At 68.3% G+C, this 14,695-nt stretch carries 14 protein-coding genes; 5 read left to right on the top strand and 9 right to left on the bottom strand.

Annotated features, from left to right (window positions below):
- Positions 1-33: 33 nt before the first annotated feature.
- Complete coding sequence (locus tag CA982_RS20460) at positions 34-1,515, bottom strand: flavin-containing monooxygenase (RefSeq protein ID WP_086537082.1); 1,482 nt, start codon at positions 1,513-1,515, stop codon at positions 34-36.
- 119 nt (positions 1,516-1,634) lie between these two features.
- On the opposite strand from CA982_RS20460, the gene CA982_RS20455 reads away from it, so the two are divergent.
- Positions 1,635-2,852, top strand: coding sequence for an MFS transporter (locus tag CA982_RS20455; RefSeq protein ID WP_086537081.1), 1,218 nt, complete (start codon positions 1,635-1,637; stop codon positions 2,850-2,852).
- On the opposite strand, the gene malQ is transcribed toward CA982_RS20455, so the two are convergent.
- From malQ to CA982_RS20425, 6 genes are all read right to left on the bottom strand, one after another.
- A complete protein-coding gene (gene malQ / locus CA982_RS20450) occupies positions 2,824-4,956 on the bottom strand; it encodes a 4-alpha-glucanotransferase (RefSeq protein WP_086537080.1) in 2,133 nt (710 codons plus the stop codon). The two genes, CA982_RS20455 and malQ, sit on opposite strands and share 29 nt — an antisense overlap.
- A 79-nt stretch (positions 4,957-5,035) precedes the next feature.
- On the bottom strand, positions 5,036-6,478 hold the full coding sequence (locus CA982_RS20445; RefSeq protein WP_086537079.1) for an FAD-binding oxidoreductase: 1,443 nt from the start codon (positions 6,476-6,478) through the stop codon (positions 5,036-5,038).
- Positions 6,459-7,112: an SDR family oxidoreductase gene (locus CA982_RS20440; protein ID WP_167383386.1), complete on the bottom strand. Its 654-nt coding sequence runs from the start codon at positions 7,110-7,112 to the stop codon at positions 6,459-6,461. Before CA982_RS20440 ends, CA982_RS20445 begins: the two co-directional genes overlap by 20 nt.
- A 162-nt stretch (positions 7,113-7,274) precedes the next feature.
- The gene (locus CA982_RS20435; protein ID WP_004023462.1) at positions 7,275-7,550 is read right to left on the bottom strand and encodes a GlsB/YeaQ/YmgE family stress response membrane protein; all 276 of its coding nucleotides are present in this window, start codon (positions 7,548-7,550) and stop codon (positions 7,275-7,277) included.
- A 180-nt stretch (positions 7,551-7,730) separates the two neighbouring features.
- A complete protein-coding gene (locus tag CA982_RS20430; RefSeq protein WP_086537077.1) occupies positions 7,731-8,174 on the bottom strand; it encodes a lipoprotein LpqH in 444 nt (147 codons plus the stop codon).
- A gap of 83 nt (positions 8,175-8,257) precedes the next feature.
- Positions 8,258-9,151, bottom strand: coding sequence for a ParA family protein (locus CA982_RS20425; protein WP_086537076.1), 894 nt, complete (start codon positions 9,149-9,151; stop codon positions 8,258-8,260).
- A 375-nt stretch (positions 9,152-9,526) separates the two neighbouring features.
- On the opposite strand from CA982_RS20425, the gene CA982_RS20415 reads away from it, so the two are divergent.
- The 4 genes from CA982_RS20415 (at position 9,527) to CA982_RS20400 (ending at position 13,864) form a co-directional block, all read left to right on the top strand.
- Positions 9,527-10,168, top strand: coding sequence for a hypothetical protein (locus CA982_RS20415; RefSeq protein WP_086537074.1), 642 nt, complete (start codon positions 9,527-9,529; stop codon positions 10,166-10,168).
- Between the two features lie 279 nt (positions 10,169-10,447).
- The gene (locus CA982_RS20410) at positions 10,448-12,283 is read left to right on the top strand and encodes a hypothetical protein (RefSeq protein WP_086537073.1); all 1,836 of its coding nucleotides are present in this window, start codon (positions 10,448-10,450) and stop codon (positions 12,281-12,283) included.
- A complete protein-coding gene (locus CA982_RS20405) occupies positions 12,280-12,540 on the top strand; it encodes a hypothetical protein (protein WP_086537072.1) in 261 nt (86 codons plus the stop codon). Before CA982_RS20410 ends, CA982_RS20405 begins: the two co-directional genes overlap by 4 nt.
- Positions 12,515-13,864: a hypothetical protein gene (locus CA982_RS20400; RefSeq protein WP_086537071.1), complete on the top strand. Its 1,350-nt coding sequence runs from the start codon at positions 12,515-12,517 to the stop codon at positions 13,862-13,864. The genes CA982_RS20405 and CA982_RS20400 overlap by 26 nt, the downstream gene beginning before the upstream one ends.
- 16 nt (positions 13,865-13,880) lie before the next feature.
- Here the strand turns inward: CA982_RS20400 and CA982_RS20395 are convergent, their stop codons facing one another.
- Together CA982_RS20395 and CA982_RS20390 are read right to left on the bottom strand one after the other, a co-directional pair.
- The gene (locus CA982_RS20395; RefSeq protein ID WP_086537070.1) at positions 13,881-14,078 is read right to left on the bottom strand and encodes a hypothetical protein; all 198 of its coding nucleotides are present in this window, start codon (positions 14,076-14,078) and stop codon (positions 13,881-13,883) included.
- A gap of 101 nt (positions 14,079-14,179) precedes the next feature.
- Positions 14,180-14,653: an NUDIX hydrolase gene (locus tag CA982_RS20390; protein ID WP_086537112.1), complete on the bottom strand. Its 474-nt coding sequence runs from the start codon at positions 14,651-14,653 to the stop codon at positions 14,180-14,182.
- Positions 14,654-14,695: the final 42 nt, after the last annotated feature.

Genomic DNA, 14,695 nt, shown 5'->3' with positions numbered 1-14,695 from the left:
GCTCGCTCCTCGGTGTCTGCGGCCCGACGGAGTTCAGCTGAACTCGTAGTCGCGCAACGGGAACGAGTTCATCTCGCGCAGGGTGCGCAACGTGGAGGCCGGGCGCAGGAGCGTCGCCTCGCCGTGTTGGTTGAAGTAGTAGCTGCGCGAGGTCGAACAGTCCCCGTTGTAGAAGACCGAGGACTGCAGCCGGTCGGTCACCTCGTCGAGGAAGGCATCGTTGGCCGCCTCGGTGACCTCGAAGGTGTGTTGGCCGCGGCGGCGGAGTTCGCCGAAGAGGCGCGCGATGTGTTTCATCTGCCCCTCGATGGTCGTGAAGTACGACAACCCGCTGTAGGAGTACGGACTGTTGAGGGACAGAAGATTCGGGAACTTGGGGACCGTCACACCCTCATAGGCCTGGAACCGGTTCTCGCGCCAGAACTTCCCGAGGTTGCGACCATCGCGGCCGACGATGTCGAAGGCCGGGAAGTTCACGTCCCAGAGGTTGAACCCGGTGGCGAGGACGAGGGTGTCGATCTCGGTGCGCGTGCCGTCGGCCGCGAGGATCGCATCGGCCTCGAGGCGGGCGATGCCGCTGGTCTCCAGCGTCACATTCGGCTTGGCGAAGCTGGCGAAGTAGGTGTTGGAGAAGGTCGGGCGCTTGCATCCGAAGTCGTAGTCCGGCGTGAGCTCGCGGCGCAGTTCCGGGTCGTCGATCTGCGAGCGAAGGTGCGCCTTGGCCAGTCGGGCGGCCAACCGGTTGCCCGGCTTGACCTGCTTGAAGTGCAGGACGCCGAACACCATCAGCAGCTCCAGCAGCGACGAATTCACCAGTCGCGCAGCCCGTTGCGTGAGGGGAATCCGTCGGAACAGCTGTTGCACGACCGCCGGGATCGCGAAGTCGATCTTGGGGACCACCCAGATCGCGGTGCGCTGGAAGACGGTCAGGGAGTCGGCGCGGGCGGCGATCTCCGGAATGAGTTGCACGGCGGTGGCACCGGTCCCGATCACGGCGACCTTCTTGCCCGTGAAGTCGAAGCCGTCCTTCCAGGCAGCGGTGTGCAGGATGGTGCCCGTGAAGTTCTTGATCCCGGGGAACTCCGGGACGTGTGGCTGCGACAGGAATCCCGTCGCGGTCACCAGGTAGCGGGCGGTGCGCTCGCTCCCGTCACCGGTGCGGACGCGCCACAACTGATCGTCGGGATCCCACGACGCGGCCTCGACGAGCGTGCCGAACTCCATGTGCCGCTTCAGGTCATATTTGTCCGCGACGTGATGGGCGTAGCGCTTGAGCTCGGCGCCGGGCGCGAACAGCCGGGACCAGTACGGGTTGGGCTCGAACGAATAGGAGTAGGTGACCGAGGCGATGTCGACGGCCAGTCCGGGGTAGTGGTTCACGTGCCACGTTCCGCCCAGATCGTCTTCGCGCTCGAGGATCGCGATGTTGTCCAAGCCCTGGCGCTTGAGTTCGATCGCGGCGCCCATTCCGCCGAAGCCGGCACCCACGATCACGACGTCGAGTTCTGGTTGCATCCGACACCCCCACTAGCTGTTCGGCGAACTTAACTGTTACCAACAGTTACTGTAACTCAGCACACAGCACCGGACCAGAGCCGGACCCGTCGGGCCGCGGCGGTAGCGTGTCAGCTGCCATGTCTGACCGTGCGAGTACTCCCGCCTCCCCCGCCCCGACCGGTGCATCCTTCGCCGCAGCCGTCTACGCCTTCGCGGTGATCATGCTGGGCACCACGCTGCCCACACCGCTCTACGCGATCTACGGCGAGGAACTCGGCTTCGGCGTCACCACCACGACCGTGATCTTCGCCGTCTATGCGGCCGGCGTCATCGCCGCGCTGATCGGATTCGGACGCTGGTCCGACGTCATCGGCCGACGCAAGATGCTCATCGCCGGCGCGATCCTCTCGGCGATCAGCGCCGTCGTCTTCCTGACCGCCGGGCCTGTCTGGCAGTTGCTGCTGGGCCGGGTGCTGTCCGGTCTGTCCGCGGGCATCTACGCCGGCGCCGCCACCACCGCGGTCATCGAACTGGCCCCCGCGTCGTGGCGGGGACGCGCTCCGGCCGTGGCGACCGCGGCCAACATCGGCGGCTTGGGGCTCGGGCCGCTGATCGCCGGACTCCTCGCCGAGTACGCCCCGTCCCCGCTGCACACCCCGTTCGTGCTCGATCTGGCGCTATTGATCCTGGTCTTCATCGGCATCTGGCGGCTGCCCGAGACGGTCGACGTCACGCCGGGCGCGCGGCTGAGCGTGCAGCGACTCTCGGTCCCGGCTGACATCCGCGGCGTCTTCGTCCGCGCGTCGATCGCCGCCTTCGCCGGGTTCGCGGTGATGGGCACCTTCACCGGCGTGATGCCGTCCTTCGTCACGAACATCCTCGGCATCGACGACCACGCGTTCACCGGTTTCCTGGTGTTCGTACTGTTCGCGTCCTCGGCGGTCACCCAGATCGTCGTGCGCCGGATGCCCACCGAACCGGCCCTGATCGCCGGCTGCGCCATCCTCATCCTCGGGACAGGCCTGTCGATCCTCGGGCTCGTCGCCGCATCGACCCCGGCGTTGCTCGGCGGAGCGGTGATCTGCGGTGTAGGTCAGGGTATGTCGTTCAGCAAGGGACTGGCGTCGGTGGTCGCGGCGACCCCGGCGGGCCGAAAGGCCGAGGTGACCTCGACCTACTTCGTCGTCGCCTACGTCGCGATCTCGATCCCCATCGTCGGCCAGGGGATCACCGCGCAGCACTGGGGCCTGCGGCCCGCCGGGATCGCCTTCAACATCGGGGTCGCCGTGCTGGCCCTCATCGCACTCGTTCTGACCATCGTCTCGGTCAGGAACCTGGCACGCCCGACTCGTTGAGCACCGACACGAGGCGGCGGAAACGCACGCTGCTGACGAGGTCCTCGACGAGCACGACCTCGCCCTCCGAATTGGCCAGCGGGACACACCAGTTCGGATACTGGGTGCTGTCGGTACCCGGCTGGTTCTGAATCCGCCGCTCCCCCACCGCATCCACGAGGGCAACGCTCAGCAGCACCGACGGGGTGTGAGCGATCACCGCATACAGCGCGTCGACGACCTTCGGATCCGTCAGCGGCGTGTCCCGGGACAGCAGGCCACGCTCGTAGGCCAGTTCGAGCACGGCGTCACGCTCACGCGCATCACGCTCCCGTTCGGCGTCCTCACCGGAGGCGAGCAGACCGAGCCGCGAGCGCAGCGTGATGTGGTCACCCGCCAGATATCCGACGGTCGGGGGCAGGTCGTGCGTGGTCACCGAGGTCAGACACAGCTCGCGGTAGTCCTCGGGTGGGATCGCCGCGTCGGGTCCCTGCTCGAACCACAGGATCGACGTGCCGAGGATTCCCCGGTCGCGAAGCGAATCCTGCACCGACGGTTCGAAGACCCCGAGGTCCTCACCGACGACCACGGCGTCGGCGCGTTGCGCCTCGAGCGCCAGGATGCCGATCAGCGCCTCGCTGTCGTAGTGCACGTAGGTCCCCTGCGCGGGGCTGCTGCCGTCGGGAATCCACCAGAGCCGGAACAGTCCGAGGATGTGGTCGACGCGCACACCTCCCGCGTGCCGCAGAACGGTACGGATCATGTCGCGGTACGGCTCGTAGCCGGCCGCGGCGAGCCGTCGCGGATGCCACGGCGGCTGATCCCAGTTCTGCCCCTGCTGGTTGAAGCCGTCGGGCGGCGCCCCCACCGTCGCCCCCGAGGCGAGCACGTTCCCGAGCGCCCACGCGTCGGCGCTGTGCCGGGCGACACCCACCGCGAGATCGGCCATCACGCCGATCCCCATGCCCGCGGAGCGCGCCGTGTGCGCGGCCGTGGCGAGTTGCTCGTCGCAGAGCCACTGCAGCCACATGTAGAAGTCGATGCGCCGAGCCAGTTTCCGGCGCTTCTTCTTCAGGTACGCGCGGTCGAGGAACTTGCCGTGCCAGCGCGGGTCGTCGGCGTCATAACGCTCGGCGAGTGCGCACCACGTCGCGAAACGCTTGAGACCCTTGCCCTCCCGACGCCGGAAGTCGCGGTAGGCGCCGGCGCGGGCCGGGGTCCGCGGGACGCCGTAGATCAGTTCGAGGACCTCCATCTTGGCGCGGAAGGCCTTGTTGCGCCGGATCTTGTCGGTCGCGGTGTTCTCGGCGAGGAAGCCGCGGCCCAGCGCCTTGACCCACTTCCGCTGTGACTTCGACAGCCCGTCGAGTTCGGGGATGTCGGTGATCCGGAGGTAGAGCGGGTTGACGAAGCGCCGCGTCACCGGCAGATACGGCGACGCCTCGATCGGCGCCTGCGGCTGTGCGGCATGCAGCGGGTTGACCTGGACGAAGTCGGCGCCGTAGGCGCTCGCGGCCACCTCGCAGATCCCGGCGAGATCGGCGAAGTCGCCCACGCCCCATGAGTCCGCCGACCGGATCGAGTACAGCTGCGCGGCGAGTCCCCACCGTTTCCGGCCGACCAACCGGTCCGCGGTGTGCAGGCGGCGGGGTGTCACGATCAGCGGCCCACTCGACGCCGACGAGTCGTCGAGGTCGAGCGCTTTGATCTGGTGATAACCGGCCGGCAGGTCATCGGGCACGGCGAACGTCGCGCGGCCGACGAGCACGCCGTCGACCTCCCGCGGTTCGACCCAGACATCGAGTTGTGGCGCCGCGACATCGTCGCCGGTCTCGCTGACGATCCACACCTTCACCAGATGCCCGTGCGGGACATGGACGGCGAACCTGGCATCGGAGCCCTCGGTCACGACCGTCACCGCCGGCACGAACTCGCGCCATGGCTGTTCGTCGATCTCGCGGATCGACTCCTCGACCTCCTCGGGCGACCCGGCGGGCACCTCGAGCGCGCGAAGAACCGCGACCAAGGTCTCGGGGTCGACGTCGTGGCGCTTCTCGCCCCAGCCGACGTAGTCGGTGGCGACGCCGTAGCGGTGCGCCAGTGCGGTCAACCGATCGAGGTTCACATCAGCCACCCGTGCATGATCGCAGCATTTCGGCACGCTCGCCGTGCGCACCGTCCGCTTCCTTCCAGAGGCGCGGTGCTCACCCGAACAGCACCCCCGGATTCAGCAACCCCCGCGGGTCGAGTGCCGCCTTGATCGTGCGCATGGTCGCGAGATCGGTGGCGTCGCGGCCGAGGTGGGTCCACGCCACCTTCGCGCGCCCGATGCCGTGCTCAGCACTGATACTGCCACCGTTGGCGGTCACGATCCCGAACACGGACTCGGTCACCTCCGTCGCGTGTTCCGGCGGGACATCGAGCAGGTTGACGTGGATGTTGCCGTCGCCGATGTGTCCGAACAGGATCGGCCGGCAGGGAAAACGGTCATCCACGCCGACCCTGGACAGTTCCGCGAACGCCTCCGGCAGGGCTCGGATGGGCACCGAGATGTCCAGTTTGACGACCGGCGTCGAACTGGAGCGGGCGATGGCCTCGGTGTGGCCTTCGCGACCGGCCCAGAGTGCGCGGGCGGGCGCCGGTTCGAGCACGGCGTCGATGACCCCGTCGGTCGCGCCGAGGAGTTCGGTTGTCGCCGATTCGATGTCACCGGTCCCCGACAGCTCCACGAGGACATAGAACGGCCCCGGCGCCGTGGTCGGTCGCCGATGGCCGTGGTCTGCCACCAGCGCGACACCGGCTTCGGTCATCAGTTCGGCTGCCTCGACGGTCAGTCCCGCCGACGATGCCGCGCCGAGTAGCTCCACGGCGTTCTCGACTCGTTCGACCGCCGCGACCGCGACCGTGGCGACCGCCGGCGGTGCGACGAGCGTGAACAGGACGCGGGTGATCACCGCCAGGGTTCCTTCGCTCCCGGCGAGGAGAGACGGGAGGTCGTATCCGACGTTGTCCTTGACCAGCGAGGTCCATCGGCGCAGGACGCTGCCGTCGGCGAGGACCGCCTCGATCCCCAGGATCTGCGATCTCGCATTGCCCCGTCGGATCATCCGCGTCCCACCGGCATTGGTCGAGACGACCCCGCCCGCTGTGGCGCTCGCCCGGGAGGCGAGGTCGATGCCGAACGCCAGACCGGACCTCCCCGCCCGGTCGTCGATGGCTCCGACGGTGGCACCCGCCTGGGCGCCGACGCAACGGCCGACGGTGTCGACGTCGCCGATGTCGGTCATGCGCACCGTCGACAGCACGATCAGGGCATTCGTCGACCCGTCACGCGCCGGCGGGACCGAGCCGCCGACGAGCCCGGTGTTGCCGCCCTGCACGCAGATCCGCACGCCCGAGCGGGCGCATTCGGCGACCACGCGCGAGACCTCGTCGGTGGTGCGGGGACGGACCACGGCGTCGGCCGCACCGCGGTACCGGCCGGTCCAATCGGTCAGGAAGCCCGCCATCGCGTCGGGGTCGGTCAGGACATTCGTCTCGCCGACGATCTGCCGAAGGGCGGTCAGAGCGTCGTCGATGCCCGCCGGAGGGGTCGGGCCGGGATCGACCCGACGAGAATCGGAGTCCTCAGGATCGGGGGAACGCATCGAGGATCGGGGTGCCGCCGTCGTTGAACTCGATCACCTCGTGCACCGACGCGGGATGGCCGAGGACGGCCGCCGCGACCTGGGCGACATTGTCGCGGCTGACCTCGTCACCCTCGACCCGGTCGCCGCCGAGCGTGATGCTGCCGCTGCCGTCCTCGTCGGTCAGCTTGCTGGGCCCGAGGATCGTCCAGTCGAGTTCCGTGGACTTCAGGTACGTATCCGCGGCCGCCTTCGCCTCGGCGTAGGCGTGAAATGAGTTGTCCTCGGGCACACCGTGATCGGGTCCGGCACCGAAGTAGGACACCATCACGTACCGGCGAACCCCCGCGCGCACGGCGGCGTCCATGGACCGGATCGCGGCATCCCGATCGACGGCGTACGTCCGTGCCGGATCCCCGCCGCCGGCGCCCGCCGTCCACACCACGGCGTCGTGACCGGAGATCGCGGTCGCGATGCCGGTGGTGTCGAGCGTCTCGACGTCGGCGACCACGGGCACGGCGCCGGTGTCCGCGACGTCCTCGGCGTGTTCGGGGTTGCGGATGATCGAGGTCACCTCGTCACCGCGGGCCGTCAGTATCCGGGCCAGTCGCAGTGCGATCTTGCCGTGTCCGCCGATGATCGCCACTCGAGTCACTGGGATGCTCACTTTCGGTTGCTCACTGGTGCCGTCGCCTGTCCTCGTACCCACTCCAACGTACGCACATGCGCAGGGCCGGCCCATCTCCCACGGACACGACTCCGCCCCGGAGCCGAAGCGGCGCCGGGGCGGAGTCGAGCTGTGCAGGTCCGAGAGACCTCAGACGCGGGTACGGCCGCGCCCGGTCACCAGCTTGACGAGGAACAGCAGGATGCATGCACCGGCCAGACAGGTGATGAAGCTGAAGATCCAGCCACCGCCCTCGACGTCGACCCCGAACAGGGTCAGCAACCAGCCGCCGAGGAGGCCGCCGATGACACCCACCACGATGTTGAGGATGATCCCCTGCTGCGCATCGGTCTTCATGATCTTGCTGGCGATCCAGCCGGCCAGTCCGCCGATGATGATCCACGCGATGATGCCAATTCCCAGCATGTCTTCCTCCTGAGGTCGTCGTTGATCCGTTGTGCGAGACGTTTGGGATCGCGAAGATCCCTCGAAACGCTACAAAGCGGAACGTACCCAGGCCGACCGCGGTTCAAACAGCCTCCCGACAAAATGTGTACACATCGAGACCGGGCCGGTGACCGTACCGAGACCAAGGACGGGAGCCGATCAGGGACAGGTCACCTTGATCTCGTAGGACTTGGTGACCTGTTGGGTCGGATTGGCGAGGTCGATACCCGACGCCTCACCCTTCACCGTGTAGGTGTCGCCGTCCTTGGTGACGTCGGCACTGCCCCCGCCCGCACCCTTCTGGTAGCCGAGCGTCACACCGTCGAGGGAGCCCAGACCCACCGACTCGACCTCGGGCGAGTCACCCGAGGTCAGGACGACGCCGATACCCGAGCCCCCACCCGAGCCGATCCCGATGGTCACCTTGCCCGCGGCGTCGGTGCAGCCGACCGTCTTGTCCGCCAGTTCCAGTTCCTTGCCGTCGACGGTCACGGTGGCCTCCGCGTCGGTGCCACCCGAGGCCGAGTCGTCGGAACCGCATGCGGTGAGGGCGGCGGCCAGTGCCGCGGCGCCGAGAACCGGAATGATGTGCACTTTGCGCATGATGGGAGGTCTCCTGAGGAGTCGACGAGGTGCCACCGGTCGGCGGCTGAGATGAATTTAGACGCCTGAACTGCGGTTCGGCGTCAGTTGATCGAATGGGCGCGGGAACTCCTGGAGGTCGCGGAGAGTTTGGCGTCGGCCTCGACCATGACCGCACGAGTGAGGTCGCGGAACTGCTCGTAGTGCCCGTGGTAGCCGTACTTCGCATGCACGCTGGGCCAGGAGGCGAACTCGGCGGCCGCACCGATCGCGTTGGCCTCGTGCACGTAGGCGGGTAGGACGTTCTGGATCGTGGGGTCCCGCCGGAGCCGCCGCACCGTGTCCTGGTGGAGGGTTGACCCGACACGGTACTTGGTGATCACGACCCCCAACTCGACGATGTCGCGCCCCAATTCGGCACCGAAACCGGCGACCTGCCGCTGGATGTGCGGAATCGCATAGGTGGACAGCACGTCGGGGATCGTCGGGATCAGGTAACCGCCGGCCATCGCCAGCCCGTTCAGACTGAACGGTCCGACGTTGGGCGGGCAGTCGATGAGGATGTAGTCGTATCTCCCGGCGACCGGCTCCAGGGCATTCCCCAGGACCTCGACGGCCGCCAGGTGGTCGTCGGCCGCGACCCGGTGAGCGCTCAGCTCCTCGGCCAGTTCGATGAGGTCCAGCGAAGACGGCAGCAGGTCGATGCCGGTCAGTCCGCTCACGGTCGAGACGTCGCGCTGCACACTGCTCTCGAGATCGAAGTTCCGCGTGCCGTCGAGTACGTCGGCGAACAGAGTCGCGACCGTCTGCCGCCGCGCGTTGCACGCGAGCCATCGCTCCTGGCCGATCATCATGGTCGTCAGATTCGTCTGCGCGTCCAGGTCGACGAGCAAGACCTTCTTGCCGAAGACACCGGCGAGGAAGTCGGCGAGACCTCCGGTGAGCGTGGTTTTCCCGACCCCGCCCTTGAGGCTGATGGTCGCGATCACCGTCGGCATGGTGTCCCCGGTCTGCTCGGTCGTCGTGCGTCGCGAGTCAGATTACCGAGCCGATGCCGACGCCACCGGGTGTTGCGATCCGAACAGCGGACCGTCGAACCCCGGCCCCGCCCTCGGATGTCGACCCGACCGGCCCACCTCGGTCGACCCGGCCCAATTCAGTCGAGATCCGGCGGTCGGCGCGAGCGCATTCTGCGGGATTTTTCCGAATCTGCAACAATGAGCAGCGAGAGCATTGATCAGCAATTTCGGAGAATGCGATATCGGCCTGTCCCGACCGGAAAAGAAACGACAAGACAAACATTGTCGCAAACCCGGTGAAATAGGATATCTCACGAATACCGACGCGCAGAATCCCACGTGAAAGGACAACGCATGAGCATCCGAGTCCGCATGGTCACCGCCGGCCTGGCGGTGTGCGCCGCGGCGGCCTTCGGCGCGGCCCACACGCCCGCCGCCCAGGCCGCGCCCACCGATGTCACCGCAACGGCGTCCGTGTCCGGCAACACCGTCACGCTGACGGTCACGAACAACGCCGCCAAACGCATCGGCTGCGAGATCGTCGGGGTCCCGGCCGGCGGAGCCCCGACCAACGTCGTCTTCGGATACCAGACCCCCGAGGAACTGGGCGCGCTCATCACTGCCGGATCGTCGAAGTCGTTGCCGCTGAGAATTTCTCAAGGCACACCGCCCGCCCCCACCGGGACGACGACGATCCCGGACGGCGCGTATGACATCTACTGGGGTTGCACCAACATCACCCTGCCCCCGGGCACCGGGGCCGCCGAGGAGTTCTGGGGCACCAACCCGCCGCTGACGGGTGCGACCCCGACGGTCGCCGAGCCGATCCGGGTGACCGTGCCGGGCGGGGCGGCAACACCCCCGGCGCCGAAACCCGACGCCCCGGCCGCCCCCGGCCTGCCGGCCATCCCGGGGTTGCCGAACATCCCCGGGCTCCCCGAGATCCAGTTGCCCGCGGAGATCTGCACGACGTCGTCCTGCCTCCCCGTCGGATGACCTATCCGGTGTGACCGCCCGCATGCGGTCACACCGGCGAGGCGTGTCACCGAAATGCGCGGTGCGCCGGAACGACTGTGTATCGACCGCGGACCGATGAATCGCGGACAGGTGCGGACGCCGTCCGAATCCGTGCATTCGTCACAGGGGATAGACCGTCGAGATCACCGTGACCTCGATACGCCGCGACACGGGGCGGACGGGGTCGTACCGCGCGGGTGATGACCGGTTTGGGCAATGTACTTCCGGGACACGGGTGCGGTTGTGCATACTTCGACCATGCCAACATCCGATGTCACGCCTTTGCATCTCGCCGCCGAAGGTGGCGGGGCGGCGCTCGACCAGGTCTTCCTGATGTCCGCGGTAGCTGCCGTCGTGTCGGTCGGTCTGCTCTGGATCGGATATCTGCACCGGACGCGCAAGATCACCTGGCTGACCACGCTGTCCGAGTGGGCCGCGCGCCGCGTGAACCGCCCGCCGTGGGCAGCCCTGCCGATCTTCCTGTTCACCAGCACGATCATCTGCGCCCTGTTCGGCTTCCTCTGGGACGTGAGCCTGCACATCGGCGACGGCCGCGACGAGGGACCGCTCGCGAACCCCGCGCACTACTTCATCCTCGTGGGCCTGTTCCTGCTGTTCATCTCCGGCATGCTGTCGGTGTTCCTGCCGTTCGACAAACCCGGCCGCTCGGCGATCCGGATCACGCGCCACTGGTACGCACCGGTCGGTGGAATCCTGTTGGCCGGCTGCGGTTTCTACGCGTTGCTGGGGTTCCCGCTCGACGACGTGTGGCACCGCATCTTCGGTCAGGACGTCACGCTGTGGGGTCCGACGCACCTGATGCTCATCGGCGGCGCGGGTCTGTCGCTCATCGCAGTGGTGATCCTGGACCGCGAGGGGCGGGCCGCCATGGGTCCCGACGCCCCGCAGGACGGGCGGAGTCAGTGGCTCGTCCGCTGCCTGGCTTTCGGCGGGCTGGTCATCGGCATGTCGGTGTTCCAGATCGAGTACGACTTCGGTGTCGAGCAGTTCCGCCTCGTTCTGCAACCCATGATGATCGCCGGTGCCGGCGCATTCGCCCTCGTGGCCGCACGGATCAGCCTGGGGCCGGGCGCGGCCCTCGTCGCGGCGGTGTTCGCGATTCTGTTGCGTGGTGTCGTCGCCGTCGTCGTCGGGCCGGCCCTGGGCGCACCGATCAACGTGTTCCCGCTCTACCTGGGCGCGGCCGTGGTCATCGAACTGCTCGCGCTGACCCCCCTCCTCAAACGCCGGGTGCTCTTCGGCGCGGTGGCCGGTCTGGGCGTCGCGACGCTCGGACTCTGGATCGAGTCGTGGTGGATCGCCGCGGCCTATCCGTTCCCGTGGGTCACCGGAATGTGGGGCGAGGCGCTGGCCATGGCCATCCCGGTGGGTGTCGTCGCCGGTGTGTGCGGCGGCTTGCTCGGCCTCGTCAGCGTCGGCGAACGACTCCCCCGACGCTGGATCAGTGTCACCGCCGTCGTGCTCTCGGTCCTGGTGATCGGCGGCGCCGTCGCCAACGGACTGCGGGTCTCGGTGCCCGCCGACACCACCGCACGCATCGTCCTGACCCCCGCGGGCCCCAACGCGGCCGCCGAGCAGAACGTCACCGCCGAGGTCTTCCTCAACCCGTCCGACGCACTCAGCGGCGACCCCGAATGGGTGACGCTGATGTCCTGGCAGGGCGGGATCGACAACGACCGCGGCATCGTCATCGACCGCCTCGAGCGAGTGGGCCCCAACCGATTCCGGTCCACCGAACCGATGCCGGTGTCGGGATCGTGGAAGACCATCCTGCGGGTGCAGGACGGGACCACCATGGCCGGTGTACCGGTGTACCTCCCGGCGGATCCCGCGATCGGCGCGGAAGGCGAACCGGCGCAGCAGACATCGACGAAGCCGTTCGTCGCGGAGATCTCGATCCTGCAGCGTGAGCGCACCTTCGACTACCCGTCGTGGCTGTTCGGTGCCGCGTCCCTGGTGGTGCTCGTGTGCTCACTGCTGCTCATCGCCGCACTCTCGTGGGGGGCCGGCCGGGTGAACGCCCGCGAGGCGACCTCGGGCGCACGGGAGCCAGAGCTCCAGCCGCAGCCGTGATCGGTTCCACGGCGGCTCCCGCCGTCCACCACCTCGCGACGCATCCGCTCGTGCTGGCCCTGCCGGCCGTGATCCCCGCGTTCCTGCTGGTGGGCGTCATCGTCACGATCGCGGTCCTCGACCGTCGGCGCGGGGACGACGAGGACCAGACCGAGGGTGGCACCGAGGGCACCGGCGCCGAGCACCCCACCCGCCCAGATCCCACCGCTACCCCGACCCGGAACGAGGCCGATGACCCCGCCCGCGAGGCCGACTGACACTCTGCTCGCCCACGGACTGGGAGGTTCGGAGTACCTGCCTGTACCGCTGACCGCGGTGTTGATCGGCTGTGCCTGGGCGTTGACGATCTCGTTCGCGATCATCGCCTTCGCCTGGCGCACGCCGCGGTACGGACGTCCCGACGCCGGCCGGGAGCTCCCGAGGTGGGTGACGAGAACCGTGGACAACCACTGGGTCCGCGGTGTGATCAGCGGACTCGCCGTGGTGCTCACCGCGTGGCTCGTCGTCGCCGCCTTCGGTCCCGAGACCGACGAGAACCCCCTGCCCGGCGCGTTCTACGTGCTGCTCTGGGTCGGGATGACCGTGCTGTCCGCGCTCCTCGGCCCGGTGTGGCGGCTGCTGTCGCCGGTCCGGACCGTCCTGCGCCTGGCGCAGGGCATCGCCGGCCCGCGGGTCGTCGGTCTGACGGACTATCCGCGACGGCTGGGGTGGTGGCCCGCCGCGCTGGGCCTCGTCGCCTTCGTCTGGCTGGAACTGGCCTCCCCCGACCCCGGTTCGGTGGCGTCGGTACGGATCTGGCTGATCTGCTACCTCGTGATCACCCTCGCCGGTGGCGTCGTCTTCGGGTTGCGCTGGACCGAGCGCGCGGATCCGTTCGCGGTGTACAGCACGGTCGCATCACGCCTGTCCCCGTTCGCCCGGGACCGCGAGGGGCGCGTGATCGTACGGAGTCCGATGAACTCGCTGACCACGCTGCCGGTGCTCCCGGGGACTGTCACCGTTCTCGCGATCCTGCTCGGCTCCACCGCATTCGACAGTTTCTCGGCGATCCCACTGTGGCAGGACCTCGTCGCCGACGGCGCCGGCGACAGCCAGGTGATCGCCACCCTCTACTCGACCGCAGGCCTGCTGGTCTTCATCGGCGTCGTCGCGGTGACGTTCTGGACGGCCGCGCGCGCCGTCGGTGGTGTGCAACCAGATCTCCGGCGCCGCCTGCCGGGCCTGATGGCGCACTCGCTCGTCCCGATCGTGATCGGTTACATCCTCGCCCACTACCTGCAGTCGCTGGTCGAGCAGGGCCAGGAGACCGTCCTCGCGCTGGGCGATCCGCTGGGGCGGGGCTGGAATGTGTTGTGGCTCAGCGATGCCCACCCGGTCTATGTGATGTCGGATCATCCGACCGTCACCGTGACCCTCAAGGTCGCGTTCGTCCTCGGCGGGCACCTGCTGGGTGTCGCCGCGGCACACGATGCGTCACTGCGGCTGCTACCCCGCAAGCATCAGCTGACCGGGCAGCTCACCATGATGGTGACGATGGTCTTCTACACGTTCCTCGGTTTGTACCTGCTGTTCGGCGGATAGGGCCGGCGGGCCGGGGTCAGTAGGTGGTCGGCGGGGTGCTCTTCTTGTTCGAACGGAACAACATGTAACCGCCGTAGAGGGCGAGTGCGATGAGGGCGATCCAGAAGAGTCCCTCGAGTAGCGGGCCGAGGACGGCCAGCGCGATCAGCGCGACCGCGATGACGCCCAGGACTTTCCAGAATGTCATGCCGGTGGTGTTCGTCGATGTGCTCATGCGCCCAGTCTGCGCCCGTCGACGCCGAAAAGCGATGGTCGAGGGCACTTCTGGGGCGAACTTCAGGGACTTCCCTGAGGGAGCCCCCACCGTCGGACCCGCTACCGTTCGAACCATGCCTCGGCGTTGCCGCTGAGCGCCTTCTCGATGCGCAGCACGGACGTGTCGGTCAGGTCGGAGGGCAGTGCGTCGGGCGCGAACCACGCGACGTCGGAGTTCTCGTCGTCGGCCGCCCGCGGATCGCCGTCGACGTACCGCGCGAGGAAGCAGACGTCGAGGTAGCGGGTCTGGTCGCCGTTCGGGTAGGTGATCAGCGGGGTGACGTCGATGCTGGTCAGCCGCACGATCTCGGCGGTGACCGCGGTCTCCTCCCGCACCTCGCGCAAGGCGGCCCGCGCCGGCTCCTCCCCCGGTTCGAGGACGCCGGACACGACGGCCCACTGCCCGTTGTCGACGCGCCGGGTGAGCAGCACCCGCCCGGAGTCGTCGAGGACGACGACGCTGACGCCGGACAGCCAGAGTTCGCGGTGACCGACCTGGCTTCGCAGATCGCGGATGAATTCGGGAATGGGCACCTCCACATCCTGCCCGGCGGGGTCCACGATCGCCGGGAGGTG

It is taken from the genome of Gordonia lacunae, from assembly GCF_002149015.1.
Taxonomy (GTDB): Bacteria; Actinomycetota; Actinomycetes; order Mycobacteriales; family Mycobacteriaceae; genus Gordonia; species Gordonia lacunae.
This window is presented reverse-complemented; position numbering and strand designations above follow the sequence as displayed.

Bases quoted from the DNA above. Each gene is read 5' to 3' on its own strand.
- CA982_RS20460 (WP_086537082.1), bottom strand. From the start codon at position 1,515: ATGCAACCAGAACTCGACGTCGTGATCGTGGGTGCCGGCTTCGGCGGA.
- CA982_RS20455 (WP_086537081.1), top strand. From the start codon at position 1,635: ATGTCTGACCGTGCGAGTACTCCCGCCTCCCCCGCCCCGACCGGTGCA.
- CA982_RS20445 (WP_086537079.1), bottom strand. From the start codon at position 6,478: ATGCGTTCCCCCGATCCTGAGGACTCCGATTCTCGTCGGGTCGATCCC.
- CA982_RS20435 (WP_004023462.1), bottom strand. From the start codon at position 7,550: ATGCTGGGAATTGGCATCATCGCGTGGATCATCATCGGCGGACTGGCC.
- CA982_RS20430 (WP_086537077.1), bottom strand. From the start codon at position 8,174: ATGCGCAAAGTGCACATCATTCCGGTTCTCGGCGCCGCGGCACTGGCC.
- CA982_RS20425 (WP_086537076.1), bottom strand. From the start codon at position 9,151: ATGCCGACGGTGATCGCGACCATCAGCCTCAAGGGCGGGGTCGGGAAA.
- CA982_RS20415 (WP_086537074.1), top strand. From the start codon at position 9,527: ATGAGCATCCGAGTCCGCATGGTCACCGCCGGCCTGGCGGTGTGCGCC.
- CA982_RS20410 (WP_086537073.1), top strand. From the start codon at position 10,448: ATGCCAACATCCGATGTCACGCCTTTGCATCTCGCCGCCGAAGGTGGC.
- CA982_RS20400 (WP_086537071.1), top strand. From the start codon at position 12,515: ATGACCCCGCCCGCGAGGCCGACTGACACTCTGCTCGCCCACGGACTG.
- CA982_RS20395 (WP_086537070.1), bottom strand. From the start codon at position 14,078: ATGAGCACATCGACGAACACCACCGGCATGACATTCTGGAAAGTCCTG.